This is a genomic window from Mesorhizobium sp. M0715 (assembly GCF_040320355.1).
Lineage (GTDB): Bacteria > Pseudomonadota > Alphaproteobacteria > Rhizobiales > Rhizobiaceae > Mesorhizobium.
In genome coordinates, this window is sequence record NZ_JAMYPL010000009.1 from 138,628 (window position 1) to 153,410 (window position 14,783).

Consider the following 14,783-nt stretch of genomic DNA (forward strand, 5'->3'; position numbering starts at 1 on the left):
CCTATCTCGGTGCAAATTCCACCAGCGCCTTGACGAATTCTGCCGGTGCCTCGATCGGCAGGAATTCGCCGCAGTTGACGATCACGCGACCTTGCAGGTCCTTTGCTCCAGACAGCCTCAAACCTTCGAGGTAGTCGTCGATCGATCCGAAATCCGCGTCGCCGCGGATATAGAGGATCGGAATTTCGATGCGCGCGGGTACTGCATTGACCTTGGCATCCTCCTTGAACGCGCGATACCAATCAAAGCCGGCCTTAAGTGCCTCCGGCCTCGAATAGGCCTCCGCAAAAGTCTCCCGCATTTCATTGGTCAACGCATCGGGATGTCCGGCGAGCAGATCGAAGAAGAAATCGAAGTAGGCGCGCTGGTGGCCTGTCACCAGCAACTCCGGCAGTTCGGGCACCGCATGGAACGCAAAATGCCAGATGTCCGGGTTTGCCACTATCTTCGTCCAGGGATGAAGGCCGGGGATAACCGTATTCATCGGCACCGCACCAACGATGCGATCGCCATGATGGCGAGCAGCGGCGAAGGCAATCATGCCGCCCACATCAAAGCCTGCAACGACGATGGATTTGGCCCCAAGCGTCTCGGCGGCTGAAATCACGATATCGGCAAGAACCTTCTTTTCCGCCGACGGCGGCGTGCCACGCGATTCACCGATCTCCGGAAGATCGAAAGCCAGCGTAAAGTATCGTGCGCCGAGTTCATCGATCACACCCTCATAGATTTTCCGGGAATGGGGCCAGCCGTGCAGAAGGATCAAGGCCGGTCGGCCCGGATCGCCGGCCATGGATACCGCCAGCCGCATATTGCCTGCTTCGAGGGTCCGGACGAGCATCGTCTATCCATTCTCGGGAACTCAGGAGAAAACGATGAGCGAACGAATAGGTTGCCCGACCGGTTCCGCCGGCGTCGCTGCTCACCGCCGCCCGTTCTCCAGCAGTGGCCAGTGCTCAAAGAACCCAGCCTGCTCGCTCAGCCGGCTGGACCGTCACCCGGCGGGAGGAGGGGGCCACTCTCGCCACCGGCCTGTTGGTCCGCTTGGCGGAACAAGCATTTAATCCTGACGTTAAAATGCCGAGCGGTCCCGCAACGGGCGAATGGGCTGTCGCGAAGTCGTCGCGGCGATTTGCAATTAGGACAATGCAGGGAGATCCAGATGCCGCTTACGGCCTTCGCACTCAATTGCTCGCTCAAAGCTTCGAACGACAGGGAAAAATCCTCCACCGATCGGTTGCTCGCCGATGTCCTGACGGCGCTGATGCAATACGAGGTGAAGGGCGAGATCGTGCGTGCGCTCAGCCACGATATCAAGCCCGGCGTGCTCTCCGACATGGGCGAGGGCGACGATTGGCCGAAACTCAGGAAGAAAATACTGGCGGCCGACATTTTCGTGCTCGGGCTCCCGATCTGGCTTGGCCAGCCCTCGAGTGTGGCCAAGCGCGTCCTGGAGCGGATGGATGCGTTTCTCGATGAGACCGATGACAGAGGGCGCATGCCGGCAGCAGGAAAGGTGGCCTTGGTAGCCATCGTCGGCAATGAGGACGGTGCGCATCACTGCCACGCGGAATGCTTTCAGTCACTGAACGATGTTGGCTTCACCATCCCGGCCAATGGCGGGGTCTATTGGGTTGGCGAGGCCATGCAGGAGGTCAACTACGTCGACCTGCCGGCAACTCCGGAAAAAGTCTCGGGTGCGATCGAAATGGCAGCCTCAAACGCCGCCCATCTCGCTGGATTGCTGAAAGAGCGGGACTACTCGGGCGTCTCGGGGTGACCTTTGTTCGCCTAAACACTACCTTAGCAGCGTCGATGAGGTCTCAGTCGGGAACAGGAAGGCTTGTAGCGAGTTCATATTCTCATCAGCCGGCGATCGCCGCTCCGTCTATACGGCGCGAAGCCGCAAACAGGAGAGCAAGTCATGGGTCTCGGCACGATTCTTATCATTATTCTGGTCATTGCATTGCTTGGCGGTTTTAGTGGTCTTGGCGGCGGGCCTTTCTACGGCACCGGTTACTATGGCGGCGGCGGTCTCGGTCTGCTGCTGCTTGTAGTCATTATCTTAGTCGTGCTCGGGCGTCTCTAGCCGAGTCCGCGATGCGGGTGGCAGAATGTATCACCTGCCGCTTGCGGTCCTTCTGGGTTGCTTTGAATCCATAGCAGTCCAGCAATGACGGTCCGCCCTCTAGAGGGCGGACCACTCGTTGGAGATGTTAGGTCAAAATCAGGACGATCTTGAACGTATCCGGATCAACGATGACGATCCGGCCGTCCGCAAGCACGAAATACTCGTAACTTTCGTAAGCGGGAACGATCTTGACGATACGAGCCGGCAAACGATGCAGCCTGACCTTCTGCCGTGGGACTTCGACGCCGACGGTGATGTCAAAATCGACATTGGACACAGGCTCGACCTTCGTCTCCCGGATGATCTGAGTGACCTGGGTTTTCTGCTCCACCGTCACGTTGTTGATGGAACCGGTCGACGTCGTATCCTGTGTCGAGGCCTTGCCCTGAGCCTGCTCGTCGGTCTGCATCTTGGTCTTGTCCCGAGCCTGCTGGTCGGTGGTGGTGCCAGCCTTGCCCTGAGCCTGCTCGTCGGTCTGCATCTTGGTCTTGTCCTGAGCCTGCTGGTCGGTGGTGGTGCCGGCCTTGCCCTGCGCCTGCTCGTCGGTCTTCAGCTTGGTCTTGTCCTGAGCCTGCTGGTCGGTGGTGCCGGCTTTGCCCTGCGCCTGCTCGTCGGTCTTCAGCTTGGTCTTGTCCTGAGCCTGTTGGTCGGTGGAGGTGCCGGCCTTGCCCTGCGCCTGCTCGTCGGTCTTCAGCTTGGCTTTGCCCTGGGCCTGCTCGCCCATCTTGGAACCGCCCTGGCAGTCAGCCTGCCCGGAAGCGCAATTGGCGTCTGCGCCAGATTGGCTTTCGGGCTGTTGTGTCTGAGCCATTGCCGTTCCACAGCCGAGCCCGATCGCCAGCATGCTGGTAATGAGAACATGTTTCATGGGGAAATCTCCCTGGGTAAGGTTCGTCCCTTCAGTGCGTAGAACCAGAACCCAAAAAAAATGTTCCGAGATAGTTGAGTGAGGTCTAAAAAAACGACCTCACTCGGGACCATATGATCGCGGGCGGAAGCCGTCGTTAAAATGATCTTTTCAACCTTGCCGATTGCCCTAGCTCTCTCCTGAGAGGAGGCCGGATATGGCAATTTATAGTCTGAGGGTGGTCAGCTTCATTTTCGTGGCACTGGCTTTCGTTCCGGCCGCCGCGCATCTCTTCGCGATGTTCAACAAGATGAAGCTCGACGGGCCAAACTATCTGGCTGCGCAGCGCGCCTATGATGGATGGAGCCTGTTCGGAATCGTGGTGCTGGGAGCATTGCTCTCTACGGCCGCCCTGGCGATCCTGCTCTACCGAGCGAGTGCATCTTTCGGCTTGGTTGTCGTCGCCTTTCTCAGCATCGGCGCCACGCAATTTGCCTTCTGGACGCTGACCTACCCAATCAATCAGGCGACCCGGAACTGGACTGTCCTGCCTGAAAACTGGGAGCTGCTGCGGCGCCAATGGGAGTATTCACATGCCATCGCCGCCGGCCTCAATGCCTTGGCGTTGCTTGTGCTTTTCCTATCGGCGCTTCGGGCTGCGGTGCGTTGAACGACCACGTCTTCACCAGCACGGCCGCCGAGCGGGCAGGAACCCCAATGAAGCGAAATCATTGACCCGCCCGATGTTTCCAGCGTGGCCCGAAAATGAAGCGGTACTATTTCGATCTTCAAAACGGTGACGGCGCGGTACCCGACGATGACGGGCAGCTGTTCGAATCCCGGGAACAAGCCAGAGCGGAAGCAATTCGTATTTTGCAGGATGTTGCCCAAGACGAAATGCCCGACTGCGATTTCGTCAAGGTAACCGTCAAAGTACGCGATGAGATCGGTGCGCAGATGTTTGAGGCATCGCTTGTTCTGACCTCCGGATGGAGCGCGTGATGCCGCAGTGCTAGCGGCGATACCGCACCGGGATTTGCACGACGTTCTCCGATCCAGGCAGATCAAAGGCCATGGCCAGTTGACGTACGGAGGCCATCTCCACGATCAGTTCTTCGATCGAAAAATCCGGCAGGCCGGTCTTCACCCTCTGCCTCACCTTGGCCGCAAGTTCATGAACCCGCACCGGGACGAAAAGCGGGCTGTCGTCCAGCAGCTTGCTGATTTCGATGACCACATCGGCGTCGATGTCTTTCGGCAATTCCCGCATGGGCGTCACCTCCTCTCGAAGCAACAGCCCGTCATGTCGATGCGACGGGCGATCAGGCGTTGAGCGCCGGGCAAGGGGTCGGAGAGGGACGTGCTCGGCGCTGGCCGATAGCCAGATTCATAAAGCTGCGGGCATCGGTGTGTCACGAAAAAATATCGGTACGAAAATTACCAAGCGGCTCATCCCACGCAATCCAAAAGCGCCTTCCCCGAAATCGCGACTCCGGCAGCGCTGTTCCCGACAGAGGAGGAACAAAAAATATAGGGAGGAACAAAAAATATGGCCCGGAATTGAGACTGACGAATTGGAGGATCTAGCCATGGACAGCAGGGAAGAAAAGATCAAACGGCGAGCCCATGAAATTTGGGAGCAAGAGGGCCGGCCGGCTGGCCGCGAGCAGGAGCACTGGGACCAGGCCGTGCAGGAGATCGAGGCTGAGGGTTCGGAGACTGAACGTGGCCCGGTTTTGCCTGATCCGACAGTTGCAGCCGATTCCAATAGCTCAAAGCGTTGATCGTCAAATCCATGGCGTCTTGAGAGTACGATCAGGCAACCAAATTGGTGGAACCTCGTTTGCCGGACAGCAACCAGAGGAGGTTTCGATGAAGAGGTTCTTTTTACTCCTGGTCCTGGCCGCCGTCCTTGCGCTCGGCGCCTGCGACAACAATATCGAGCCGATGAAAGCCAACACCGGCACCATCAACAAGAACCCACAGATTGACCAGGCCGCCAGACCAGAGTCCACGACTGGTGGTGATCAGCCAGCCACTGTGCCTCAGGGCAAATGAACTCGGTCTCACATTGCGACACACCTCTGCTGCGCGTCGCCTATCTCGATGGTGGACCGCGAGACGGCGCCCCGGTTATCCTGCTGCATGGCTGGCCCGACGACGCGACGACATACGCTCGCATTTCGCCAGCCCTTCATGAAGCTGGCTTTCGGACGTTTTCGCCTTGGCTGCGAGGCTTTGGGCCGACATCGTTCCTGTCAGAAGAAACCATGCGCTCGGGCGAGATTGCCGCGATGGCGCAGGATGTGCTGGATTTTGCCGATGCGCTTGGCCTCAGCCGCTTTGCGGTTGTCGGACACGATTGGGGCGCCCGGATATCCTATCTGCTCGCGTCGGTTTTCCCGGACCGCATCAAGTGCTGTGCTGCGCTGTCGCTCGGCTGGCAACCAGGCAAACCAGCAACGCCGGCGCCCGGACAAGCGAAAGCATTTTGGTATCAATGGTTCATGGCGACGGCCCGGGGCGCTGAGTTCGTACGAAACAATGGCAAGAAATTCGCCAGATACCAGTGGGATAGCTGGGGCCCATTAGGCTGGTTCGACGACGCTATTTTCGATGGTGTCGCGAGTTCGTTCGAAAATCCTGATGGGCGGATGTGACGTTGCATTCCTATCGGGTCAGATGGGAAGAGGCCGAGCCCGATCCACGCTATGCCGAACTCGCCCGCCGGCAAGCAGCGGTCAAGATCATCACGGTGCCAATCCTGACGCTTCATGGTGGCGACGACCGCGTTGTGTTTGCCCAGTCCTCAGAGGGGCTCGAAAAGCATTTCCCCGCGTTCTACAGGCGGGTGGTGCTGGATGGCATCGGACACTTCCCGACGCGTGAGGCTTCTTATCAGGTTTCGCGATTGTTGGCTGCGTTTCTCGATAGCCATGGCAAGCGCTGAAGTGGGGTCGTCATTCGACCTCATAGTACAGACCGGAACCTGACGCATCGCCGTGCATTTCGTCTCCATGCATGACGAACCGAAATGCGGTCTCGCAATCAATCGGCAGCCAGGGAGAATTTGAATGCAAGCTTCAGGCGCAATCTCAACACACCATGCTGGCCAACTGGCCATAGAACCGTTTGCCGGCACGGTGACGGTACGATTTTCCGACGCCATAGTCGCTGCCACGGAACGGGCGAAAGTGCTTCAGGAAGAAGGACATGAGCCCGTGTTCTACATCCCTTTCGAAGACATCTATTTCGACCTTTTCGAAAAGACGAACACCACCAGCCGCTCCCCTTTGAAAGGCACCGCGAGCTACTGGCGCGTCCATGCGGTGGGCAGCTCGGCTGACGATGTCATGTGGGCATACGAGACGCCTGAAACCGCGGCGCGGCCCATTGCACGTCATGGTGCATTCGATCCGGAAAAGGCGCGCATCGATGCCGAGCCCGCGGAGGACAGACGGCACACGCCCCACGTCCCGGAGTAGATTGCCCGTTCGCAGCGGGGCGATCTGAATTCAAGGCTGGTGCTGACGGCGCGGAAACTCGTCATCAAGGATGCATAGTGCCTCCTCATATTTGACAGTCGATGCCCCGACCTGTCGTGCCTGCCAGATATTGTCCGCCAGATCCGCGCGCTTCACCGGCAGCGCCAATGGATTCGATGCCGCTCGTCGCACAAACGCGAAGTAATCCTCACCGGACCTGCGCGACATGGCGTCGACGGCCGAAGCGATCGTCGGGCCAAAACCGGCCTCTTCCAACTTGGTCCGGTCCCAGCCTTCGCCCTTTTCGAGGACGTCATGGAGATAGGCGACGACCTTCTGGTCCTTGGTTTCGACCGCGTCAACGATACGGCGGCAGTGCTCGATATACGGTCGCCCGGTCTTGTCGCGCTGTGCTGCGTGGACCTCTTCGGCAATCTTGGCCGCCCGGTAAAACATGCTCATCTGGCTTGTCCTTCAGACCTGGTTTCACCATCGCTCCTCGGTATCGTGGTGCGGCAGGTCTATTCCGCAGCAAACCCAGCCAAGTCGCTGCCTCGATCCATAATTGTAGCGCGGTTCCAGGCGAGCCGGATCGTCGAACGTTCCGATATGCAGCGCGACCTCTCCGGGCGATGCGTCATAGGCAAGGCTGAGCGGTGACCCGCAGGCGGAGCAGAAGCCCCTCCGGGCAATCGGCGAAGACCTGCGATAGGTCGGCATCGCATTGGTCCAGGTCACGCTTTGGGAAGGCACCCAGGCCAGAACCGCGAACGCACTGCCGGTCGCCCGCCGGCACATATCACAATGGCAGTAATGCACTCTCGGTTCGCTTCCAACGCGGAAGCGGATCGTGCCGCAGAGACATCCTCCGCTCAGTTCCATTTTGGCGCCCCGGCTGACTTGCCGCTCCAACGCCTCTCGCGCGGTCTCATGCGAGCACCTCCATTCATCTCAGCGGAAACGCCAGCCATTTACGTCGGTTCCTGTGGCTATCTCAGGAACCAGTGCTTGCGCGCGGCGTTGCGTGTCTTTGCCGACAACGGGAGGAAACAGGGAAAATGCATCGCCGGTCGGAGAAGCGCTGATGTCGATGCCGGGGCTGGCATACGGTCCTCTCGGCGATCGATGCATGCATATCTGCGTGGATATGCAGCGGCTATTTGCAGAGCCGTCTGAATGGGCAACACCCTGGATCACCCGGGTTCTCCCGCAGATCGAGAGGCTGGTCGAAAGACGCGCGCCACAGACGGTCTTTACACGCTTCCTGCCCGCCGGGAAGCCGGGGCAAGGGGTCGGCACATGGAAGCGCTATTATCAGCGCTGGGCTTCCCTGACGATCGAGACGATCGGGCCCGAAATGACCGAATTGTTGCCGTCTTTAGCCGGCTACTGCCCGCCAGCGGCGATCGTCGACAAGCACATCTACTCGCCCTGGTTCGAAGGGCGTCTCAGAGCGCTCCTGGTGGAGCGCGGCATCGATACGCTGGTCATCACCGGCGGCGAAACGGATGTTTGCGTTCTGGCTACGGTGCTCGGGGCCATCGATTTCGGCTATCGCGTGGTTCTCGTCACGGACGCGCTGTGCAGTTCTTCCGACGCAACCCATGATGCACTGCTGACCGTTTACCACCAACGTTTCGCGCAACAGGTCGAGACGGTTGAGATGGAAACGGTTCTCTCGAACTGGACTTGACGTCCGCTAACCCGGCCCGGGTGGGAAGTGTCCATGCTTCCTTGCGCGGTTGGGCTGCCTATCTGTTAAGAGAATGACGGACACCAGAACAGGTAGCAGGACGTGACGCAACGATCGGGAAGTGCTGATCTTCCACTCCATGGCGGGCGCGTGCCAAAATGGCTCGGCGACCGCATGACGCGTCTTGGCGCTGTGATGTGCGAGGCGATCATTCATCACTATGGTCGAGACGAGTTGCTGCGGCGGCTGGCGCATCCATTCTGGTTCCAGTCCTTTGGTGCTGTCATGGGCATGGATTGGCACTCGTCAGGAATCACGACCAGCGTCGTGGGCGCTTTGAAGCGTGGCCTCACGCCGCTTTCCGGCGAGCTCGGCATTCATGTCTGCGGTGGCCGCGGCGCGCATTCGCGCAAAACCCCGCATGAGCTGGAAGCCATCGGCCAACGCGTCGGCTTCGACGGAGCGGGCCTGGCAACCGCCAGCCGGCTGGTCGCCAAGGTCGACAGCGCCGCCGTCCAGGACGGTTTCGATCTCTATCTGCATGGCTTTATCGTCGCCGATGACGGTCACTGGGTTGTGGTGCAGCAAGGCATGAACGGCGACAGCAAGGTGGCGCGCCGCTACCATTGGCTCTCCGAGGGCCTGAAGAGTTTTGTCGACCAGCCGCATGCCGCTATCGAAGGGGCCAATCAAGGCGAGATCGTCAACCTGACCGACCGGCGTGCCGAGGCGTCCCGCCAAGGGCAACTTGACCTTTTGCAGAATCTCGGACCGGATCGCATCCTGGGCGAGCTGGCGGCATTGGAGCGAGGCGCGGAGCCGACGCGCCGGCAGGAACCGGAACAACCGCTGCTGCCGCATTTGGTCATGCCGGCCCACCATGACGTTCGCGAAAGCGATGTCGTCATGCATCGCCTACACGGCAATATCGCAGCCGCCGCGGACCGCGGTCCCACCGATTTCGCCGAGCTCCTTCTGGTCCCCGGCGTCGGCGCACGCACAGTGCGCGCGCTGGCCCTCGTTGCCGAGGTGGTGCATGGCGCTCCTTGCCGTTTTTCCGATCCCGGCCGCTTCTCGCTGGCGCATGGCGGCAAGGACAGGCATCCATTTCCGGTACCGCTGAAGGTCTATGACGAGACGATCGGGGTTCTGAAGTCGGCCGTGCAGAAGGCAAAGCTCGGTCGCGATGAAGAAATCGGCGCCTTGAGGCGGCTCGACGATCAGTCGCGGCAAGTCGAGCGATACGTGACCGGCCCCAGCCTGAAGGAAATTGTCGCGGGAGAATTCGACCAATCGCATCTGCTTGGCGGGCGCAGCGTGTTCGGGTGGGAAGCTGCGCCGGACACAGCGCCTGCTGAGCGGAGCAAAAAAGCGTGAGAACGAGACAGAGGGCTGTAGATCAGTCGGCCAGATCGATCAGCGCGACACCGAGGTCCGGACGCTTGCTGCGGCGCAGATGACCGGGCGCTTCCACCAGGGTGATTTCGAGCGTTGGTCGAACGATGCCGTCAAGCAGATGTCCACCCCGGGTGGTGCCGTCGCTCAATCCAAGCACCGCATGGACGTGCAGGCTGGGCTTGTCATCATCACCCAGTGCAACATCGCCGATCGCGCTCAGAACCTCGCACTGTTCGCCGATGGGGATTTTGCGGTAGGTCTTCGCGGTCGGATCAAACCAGCCCACGGTGGCTTTTTCGAAAGCCCCTATGGCGGTCAAGGACGCACTGCCGATCTCCTGGTCGACCGCGAAGGCGGTCAGTGCCGCGAACGCTTCTTCGCCTGGGTCGAGCACCACGACGAATGTCCGTTGTCCGCCGATCTCATTGACGAGCTGAGATTTCATCCCTGTGCTTCCATCGTTCGGCCCAAGGCCGTCGCCAAGATCAATGGGCGCGGTGTTCCGCATTGCGCTTGCGGGTCGCTGCAGCTTTCTTTGCCGATTCGGATCGGCTTGCGGCAGACCGTGATGCCGATGCCTTGCCGCCGCTTTTACCGCCTTTGTGCGCCGCGAGATGGCCCGTGTGTTTGCCGCGGCCCGAACCGCCTTCCTTCTTGCCACCGCCATCGTCCTTGTTGACGGTAGCCCATGCACGCCGCTCTGCTTCCTTGTCCGAAACCCCGCGCTTCTCGTAGCCTTCGGCAATGTGGTCGGCCTTACGCTCCTGCTTGTCAGTGTATTTCGATTTGTCGCCTCGTGGCATGGCCTGCTCCTATTGAATAAGGGCTGAACGTCGATTTGACGCGCTGGTTCCAACAGAAGTTCGCGTAGCCAATGCCATCGCCCGGCCTGCCAAACACCGCCGCGCGCAGGCTAACGCTTTTCGGGCCGGGGAGAGCGCAGCAGCAGGCGAGGGGAATTGGTTCAGCCGATTGCCAACCTCACGACGAGGGCCAGGATCACGACACCGACCAAGCCGGCTATGAAGATGACCCGACGGGTGCGCGTTCGCAGGATGATCTCGCCTTGTCTCGCCTGCTCCGCAGAGAATACAGGTCCATTGTCGCCGTCCTTGCCATGCCGACCATCGCTCATGATCGCCTCCTTCCGGCTCTTGGCACACAACCATCGCTTGACCGGGGAGGTTCCGATTGCATCGATCCGGCCAGCAGAAAAAGGATCACAGGCTCGTGAGGAGGGAACTTTGCCCTCCGCGAGTGGTTTGGGCCGCTTGAGACCCAGCCAGCCCGGAGCCAGCCATGTCCGATGCCAAAATTTCCAGCGGCTTGAGCAGACGCATGTTCATGACGGCCTCTGTTTCGGCGGCGGCGGTGATGCCGCTTGTGAATTCCCCAACGAGAGCTGCCCAGCCCGCGTCCGCAAAACCGGCCGAACCGCGCGATTTGTCGGCGGTTTCGATGCGTATCAACAAGCAGACCTACAACCTCGCGCTCGACAATCGAACCAGCCTGCTTGACGCGCTGCGCGACCATGTCGGCCTGACCGGCACCAAGAAAGGTTGCGATCACGGTCAGTGTGGTGCCTGCACGGTGCTGATCGACGGAAAGCGGGTACTGTCGTGCTTGAGCTTTGCCGTCATGAACCAGGGCCGGGAGATCACAACGGTGGAAGGCCTGGCTTCGGCGGACGGGGAACTGCATCCGGTCCAGCAGGCCTTCGTCGACCACGATGCCTTTCAATGCGGCTATTGCACACCGGGTCAGATCATGTCCGCCATCGGTTGCATCAACGAAGGCCATGCTGGATCGGAAGATGATATTCGCGAATATATGAGCGGCAATCTATGTCGCTGCGCGGCCTATCCCAACATCGTTGCGGCGATCGTTCAGGCACGCGACGAGACCAGGAGGGCTTAGGATGCGCCCGTTCGTATATGAAAGACCAACCAGCGTCTCCACGGCAATCGCCATGGCGTCCCGTCCCGATGCCGTGCATGTTCCGCCAACCGGCGCCGACACGCAGTTCATCGTCGGCGGCACCAATCTGGCCGACTACATGAAGCTCGGTGTCGCGCGGCCGGAGCGACTGCTCGACCTCAACACTCTTGCCGAGCCGGCCTTGCGGCAGATCAGGATAGACGATGATAAGATCCGGTTTGGTGCGCTGGTCCGTATGGGTGAAGCAGCCGACAACAATGATGTCAGGCGCCGTTGCCCGGTCCTCGCCGACAGCTTGAAATTCGCTGCCAGCGGTCAGCTTCGCAACATGGCGAGCCTGGGCGGCAATGTGCTGCAACGTACGCGCTGCGAGTATTTTCGAGAGATATCTTGGCCGTGCAACAAGCGCGAACCGGGCTCCGGCTGCGCTGCGATGGAAGGGTCCAATCGCCAGCATGCCGTGCTGGGTACGAGCGATGCCTGTATTGCCACGTATCACGGCGATTTCGCGCAGGCGCTGGTTGCGCTGGACGCCACCGTCGATGTCGAAGGTCCGCGGGGAAGGCGCACGCTCACTTTTGCCAAGCTGCATAAACGGCCGGGCGAAACGCCCGACATCGAGACGGATCTGGCCGCCGACGAGCTCATTACCGCCATCGAAGTGCCGCTGGCACAGTGGAGCAGCCGGTCGCGCTATCTGAAGATACGCGATCGCGAATCCTACGCGTTTGCGCTGGCGTCCGCGGCTGTCGCGCTCGACATGGATGGCGAGACGGTAAGGAGTGCGCGCATTGCGCTTGGCGGAGTGGCGACGGTGCCGTGGCGTGCGCGCGAAGCAGAGGACGCGCTACAGGGCAAAGTGCTTGACGAAGCCACGGCGCAGGAGGCCGCCGAGGCTGCTTTCGCCGATGCCAGACCGCGCGAGCATAACGCATTCAAGATACCGCTCGGCAAGCGCACGCTGGTGCGGGCGCTGCTCGAAACCCGGGATATGAAGGGCTGAGCCATGAACCAAGCTGCACCCGCTCCAAGGGAAAACCAGGGCGATCCCGTTGTTCGCATTGACGCCCGGCTAAAAGTTACCGGACAGGCCGGCTATCCCGCCGACATCGTTACGGCCAACGTCGCCTACGGTGCCCTTGCCACCAGCAGCATTGCCCGGGGCAAGGTTTCCGAACTTCACACGAAAGACGCCAATGCCGTACCCGGTGTGCTGGACATCGTCACCTATGGCGATCTGGACAAGACCGACATGCCGAAATTCGGCAACACCGGTGCAAGTTCGATTGGGCCCTTGCACGACAGGACGGTTTTTCACGATGGTCAGATCATCGCTCTGGTGGTCGCTGAAACCTTCGAGGCGGCGGAGGAGGCAGCGATGTTGGTCCGCGCCGACTATGAGGACGAACGGCCCAGCGCCAGCTTTGATTCCAAGGGCGTGAAGATGGAACCGGCTGCCGGCAAAAGCCCGATGTTCAAGGAGGATGCGAAGGCCGGTGACTTCGACGCCGCTTGGGCGGATGCGACGGTGAAGATCGACGAAAAATATTCGACGCCGACCCAGCATCATAATCCGATCGAGCTGTTTTCGACCACCGCCATATGGCAGGGCGACCAGTTGACGATACACGAACCCAGTCAAAACGTTACGGGCTGGAAGGTGGAACTGGCACGCCAACTGAAGCTCGATCCGGCCAATGTGCGGATCGTCAGTCCCTATATCGGCGGCGCCTTCGGCTCCAAGGGGCCGATGACGGCACGCACTGCTATCGTTGCCGTCGCGGCGCGGCGCATCGGCCGGCCGGTTCGCTGCGTCGTCAATCGCATGCAAGCCTTCGGTACGCAGACCTATCGCGCCGAAACGCGGCATCGGATCCGCATGGGCGCCGGCAAGGACGGCCGCATCACGGCGTTCGGACATGAGGCCTGGGAGGTGACGTCACGCCCGGACCCTTATGTCGTCGGCGGCACGTCCGCCACCGCGCGCATGTACGATTACGGCTCCGTTCTGACGCATGTTTCGCTGGTTCATGCCGACCGCAACACGCCTGGCTACATGCGATCGCCGCCGGAGACGCCTTATGTCTACGCGCTGGAAAACGCCATGGACGAAATGGCCGTGGCCCTCGGTATGGATCCTGTCGAGTTTCGTCGCATCAATGAACCGGAGAAGGAGCCGATCGGAGGCAAGCCATTTTCCAGCCGCTCACTCATCAAGTGCTACGACCAGGCGTCCGAGGCCTTTGGCTGGTCGAAGCGCGATCCCAGGGTCGGCTCGATGCGCGACGGCGATTGGCTGGTCGGAATGGGCTGTGCGACGGCAATCTATCCGACTGCCGCCGCACCTTGCGCGGCCCGGGTTCGTCTCACCGCGGATGGCGAGGTTCGGGTCCAGTGCGGCTCCCATGAAATTGGCACCGGCGTTCGCACCATCGCCGGCCAAATGGCGGCCGAAAGGCTGGGGGTCGGCATGGACAAGATCAGCGTGGAGATGGGCGACAGTGCCTTGCCGCCGGCTCCCGTGTCGGGCGGATCGATCTCGACCGCCAGCGTCTGCTCCGCGGTCATGAAAGCCTGCGACGCGATACGCGAAAAACTGTTTGCCGCCGCTGCGGGCAAGGGGGCTCCGCTGGCAGGTTCGGCCAATGCGAAGCTGGATTTGAAGGACGAAGAGGTCGTCACCGAGACCGGCAAGTCCGCCAAGCTGGCCGATGTCTTCAAGGCCATGCAAGTCGGCGCCATCGAAGAATATGCCGAGTTTGCGCCGAAGGGTTCTTCGCCTGAAGCCCTGAGGAAACTCTATGCCGGACAATCGGAGTTTCATGGTGGAGAGAACGACGAAGATTCGGTCAAATATGCGTTTGGCGCCGAGTTCGTCGAAGTGCGCATCAACAGCTATACACGCGAAATCCGGGTGCCGCGCATGGTCGGAGCCTTCGCTGCCGGGCGCATCATGAACACGCGCACCGCGCGCAGCCAGCTGATGGGTGGCATGATCTGGGGCGTTGGCCAAGCGTTGCACGAGGCCACGGAAATTGATCAGCGCCACGCGCGCTACGTGAATCGCGACCTGCAGGACTATCTCGTGCCGGTCAACGCCGACATCAAACAGGTCGACGTTATCCTGGTCCCCGAAATCGACCACCAGGTCAATCCTGCCGGCGTCAAGGGCTTGGGCGAACTCGGCAATGTCGGAACGGCTGCTGCCGTGGCGAGTGCCGTCTATCATGCGACCGGCAAGCGCATTCGCGATCTGCCGATCAGAATAGATAATTTGATAGGCTGACGATC

General features: G+C 60.5%; 22 protein-coding genes. 14 read left to right on the top strand and 8 right to left on the bottom strand.

Features of this window, described 5'->3' with window-relative positions; genetic code table 11:
• Position 1: 1 nt before the first annotated feature.
• Positions 2-841, bottom strand: coding sequence for an alpha/beta fold hydrolase (locus NKI21_RS13895; protein WP_352611749.1), 840 nt, complete (start codon positions 839-841; stop codon positions 2-4).
• Between the two features lie 321 nt (positions 842-1,162).
• Between NKI21_RS13895 and NKI21_RS13900 the strand changes: the two genes are divergently transcribed.
• Positions 1,163-1,780 carry a flavodoxin family protein gene (locus tag NKI21_RS13900; RefSeq protein ID WP_352865973.1) on the top strand — a complete coding sequence of 206 codons (618 nt, stop codon included), beginning with the start codon at positions 1,163-1,165 and terminating at the stop codon, positions 1,778-1,780.
• 144 nt (positions 1,781-1,924) lie between these two features.
• Complete coding sequence (locus NKI21_RS13905) at positions 1,925-2,089, top strand: DUF3309 family protein (protein ID WP_023811982.1); 165 nt, start codon at positions 1,925-1,927, stop codon at positions 2,087-2,089.
• 127 nt (positions 2,090-2,216) lie between these two features.
• On the opposite strand, the gene NKI21_RS13910 is transcribed toward NKI21_RS13905, so the two are convergent.
• Positions 2,217-2,999: a DUF1236 domain-containing protein gene (locus tag NKI21_RS13910; protein WP_352865976.1), complete on the bottom strand. Its 783-nt coding sequence runs from the start codon at positions 2,997-2,999 to the stop codon at positions 2,217-2,219.
• 217 nt (positions 3,000-3,216) lie between these two features.
• Here NKI21_RS13910 and NKI21_RS13915 point away from each other — a divergent pair, with 217 nt between their 5' ends.
• Both NKI21_RS13915 and NKI21_RS13920 read left to right on the top strand, forming a co-directional pair.
• Positions 3,217-3,648, top strand: coding sequence for a hypothetical protein (locus tag NKI21_RS13915; RefSeq protein ID WP_352793914.1), 432 nt, complete (start codon positions 3,217-3,219; stop codon positions 3,646-3,648).
• A 95-nt stretch (positions 3,649-3,743) separates the two neighbouring features.
• Positions 3,744-3,980 carry a DUF6894 family protein gene (locus NKI21_RS13920; RefSeq protein WP_352865979.1) on the top strand — a complete coding sequence of 79 codons (237 nt, stop codon included), beginning with the start codon at positions 3,744-3,746 and terminating at the stop codon, positions 3,978-3,980.
• A 10-nt stretch (positions 3,981-3,990) separates the two neighbouring features.
• Here NKI21_RS13920 and NKI21_RS13925 read toward each other — a convergent pair whose 3' ends face one another.
• Positions 3,991-4,248 (bottom strand): hypothetical protein, encoded by a 258-nt coding sequence (locus NKI21_RS13925; protein ID WP_023811978.1) that lies wholly within the window; start codon positions 4,246-4,248, stop codon positions 3,991-3,993.
• Between the two features lie 319 nt (positions 4,249-4,567).
• On the opposite strand from NKI21_RS13925, the gene NKI21_RS13930 reads away from it, so the two are divergent.
• From NKI21_RS13930 to NKI21_RS13950, 5 genes are all read left to right on the top strand, one after another.
• Positions 4,568-4,762: a DUF2934 domain-containing protein gene (locus NKI21_RS13930; RefSeq protein WP_023811977.1), complete on the top strand. Its 195-nt coding sequence runs from the start codon at positions 4,568-4,570 to the stop codon at positions 4,760-4,762.
• A gap of 88 nt (positions 4,763-4,850) precedes the next feature.
• Entirely contained in the window at positions 4,851-5,036 is a 186-nt protein-coding gene (locus tag NKI21_RS13935; RefSeq protein WP_023811976.1) for a hypothetical protein, read from the top strand.
• On the top strand, positions 5,033-5,638 hold the full coding sequence (locus tag NKI21_RS13940; RefSeq protein WP_352865983.1) for an alpha/beta fold hydrolase: 606 nt from the start codon (positions 5,033-5,035) through the stop codon (positions 5,636-5,638). Before NKI21_RS13935 ends, NKI21_RS13940 begins: the two co-directional genes overlap by 4 nt.
• 2 nt (positions 5,639-5,640) lie before the next feature.
• Complete coding sequence (locus tag NKI21_RS13945) at positions 5,641-5,928, top strand: alpha/beta fold hydrolase (RefSeq protein ID WP_352865985.1); 288 nt, start codon at positions 5,641-5,643, stop codon at positions 5,926-5,928.
• Between the two features lie 124 nt (positions 5,929-6,052).
• Positions 6,053-6,463 carry a DUF427 domain-containing protein gene (locus NKI21_RS13950; RefSeq protein ID WP_023811973.1) on the top strand — a complete coding sequence of 137 codons (411 nt, stop codon included), beginning with the start codon at positions 6,053-6,055 and terminating at the stop codon, positions 6,461-6,463.
• A gap of 30 nt (positions 6,464-6,493) precedes the next feature.
• On the opposite strand, the gene NKI21_RS13955 is transcribed toward NKI21_RS13950, so the two are convergent.
• Together NKI21_RS13955 and NKI21_RS13960 are read right to left on the bottom strand one after the other, a co-directional pair.
• Positions 6,494-6,925 (bottom strand): HD domain-containing protein, encoded by a 432-nt coding sequence (locus tag NKI21_RS13955; RefSeq protein WP_023811972.1) that lies wholly within the window; start codon positions 6,923-6,925, stop codon positions 6,494-6,496.
• Between the two features lie 24 nt (positions 6,926-6,949).
• Positions 6,950-7,345 carry a GFA family protein gene (locus tag NKI21_RS13960; RefSeq protein WP_023811971.1) on the bottom strand — a complete coding sequence of 132 codons (396 nt, stop codon included), beginning with the start codon at positions 7,343-7,345 and terminating at the stop codon, positions 6,950-6,952.
• 202 nt (positions 7,346-7,547) lie between these two features.
• Here NKI21_RS13960 and NKI21_RS13965 point away from each other — a divergent pair, with 202 nt between their 5' ends.
• Complete coding sequence (locus tag NKI21_RS13965) at positions 7,548-8,156, top strand: cysteine hydrolase family protein (RefSeq protein WP_023811970.1); 609 nt, start codon at positions 7,548-7,550, stop codon at positions 8,154-8,156.
• Positions 8,157-8,258: 102 nt separating this feature from the next.
• Entirely contained in the window at positions 8,259-9,533 is a 1,275-nt protein-coding gene (locus tag NKI21_RS13970; RefSeq protein ID WP_023811969.1) for a DUF763 domain-containing protein, read from the top strand.
• A 22-nt stretch (positions 9,534-9,555) separates the two neighbouring features.
• Here NKI21_RS13970 and NKI21_RS13975 read toward each other — a convergent pair whose 3' ends face one another.
• From NKI21_RS13975 to NKI21_RS13985, 3 genes are all read right to left on the bottom strand, one after another.
• The gene (locus NKI21_RS13975; RefSeq protein ID WP_023811968.1) at positions 9,556-9,999 is read right to left on the bottom strand and encodes a PPC domain-containing DNA-binding protein; all 444 of its coding nucleotides are present in this window, start codon (positions 9,997-9,999) and stop codon (positions 9,556-9,558) included.
• A gap of 40 nt (positions 10,000-10,039) precedes the next feature.
• On the bottom strand, positions 10,040-10,357 hold the full coding sequence (locus NKI21_RS13980) for a hypothetical protein (protein WP_023811967.1): 318 nt from the start codon (positions 10,355-10,357) through the stop codon (positions 10,040-10,042).
• 161 nt (positions 10,358-10,518) lie between these two features.
• On the bottom strand, positions 10,519-10,689 hold the full coding sequence (locus NKI21_RS13985; protein WP_023811966.1) for a hypothetical protein: 171 nt from the start codon (positions 10,687-10,689) through the stop codon (positions 10,519-10,521).
• Between the two features lie 209 nt (positions 10,690-10,898).
• On the opposite strand from NKI21_RS13985, the gene NKI21_RS13990 reads away from it, so the two are divergent.
• The 3 genes from NKI21_RS13990 to NKI21_RS14000 are packed head-to-tail and all read left to right on the top strand — an operon-like array spanning position 10,899 to position 14,778.
• Complete coding sequence (locus tag NKI21_RS13990; protein WP_352441559.1) at positions 10,899-11,471, top strand: (2Fe-2S)-binding protein; 573 nt, start codon at positions 10,899-10,901, stop codon at positions 11,469-11,471.
• A 1-nt stretch (position 11,472) separates the two neighbouring features.
• Positions 11,473-12,495, top strand: coding sequence for an FAD binding domain-containing protein (locus NKI21_RS13995; RefSeq protein WP_352441507.1), 1,023 nt, complete (start codon positions 11,473-11,475; stop codon positions 12,493-12,495).
• A 3-nt stretch (positions 12,496-12,498) separates the two neighbouring features.
• Positions 12,499-14,778, top strand: coding sequence for a xanthine dehydrogenase family protein molybdopterin-binding subunit (locus tag NKI21_RS14000; RefSeq protein ID WP_352441506.1), 2,280 nt, complete (start codon positions 12,499-12,501; stop codon positions 14,776-14,778).
• The last annotated feature ends 5 nt before the right edge of the window (positions 14,779-14,783 follow it).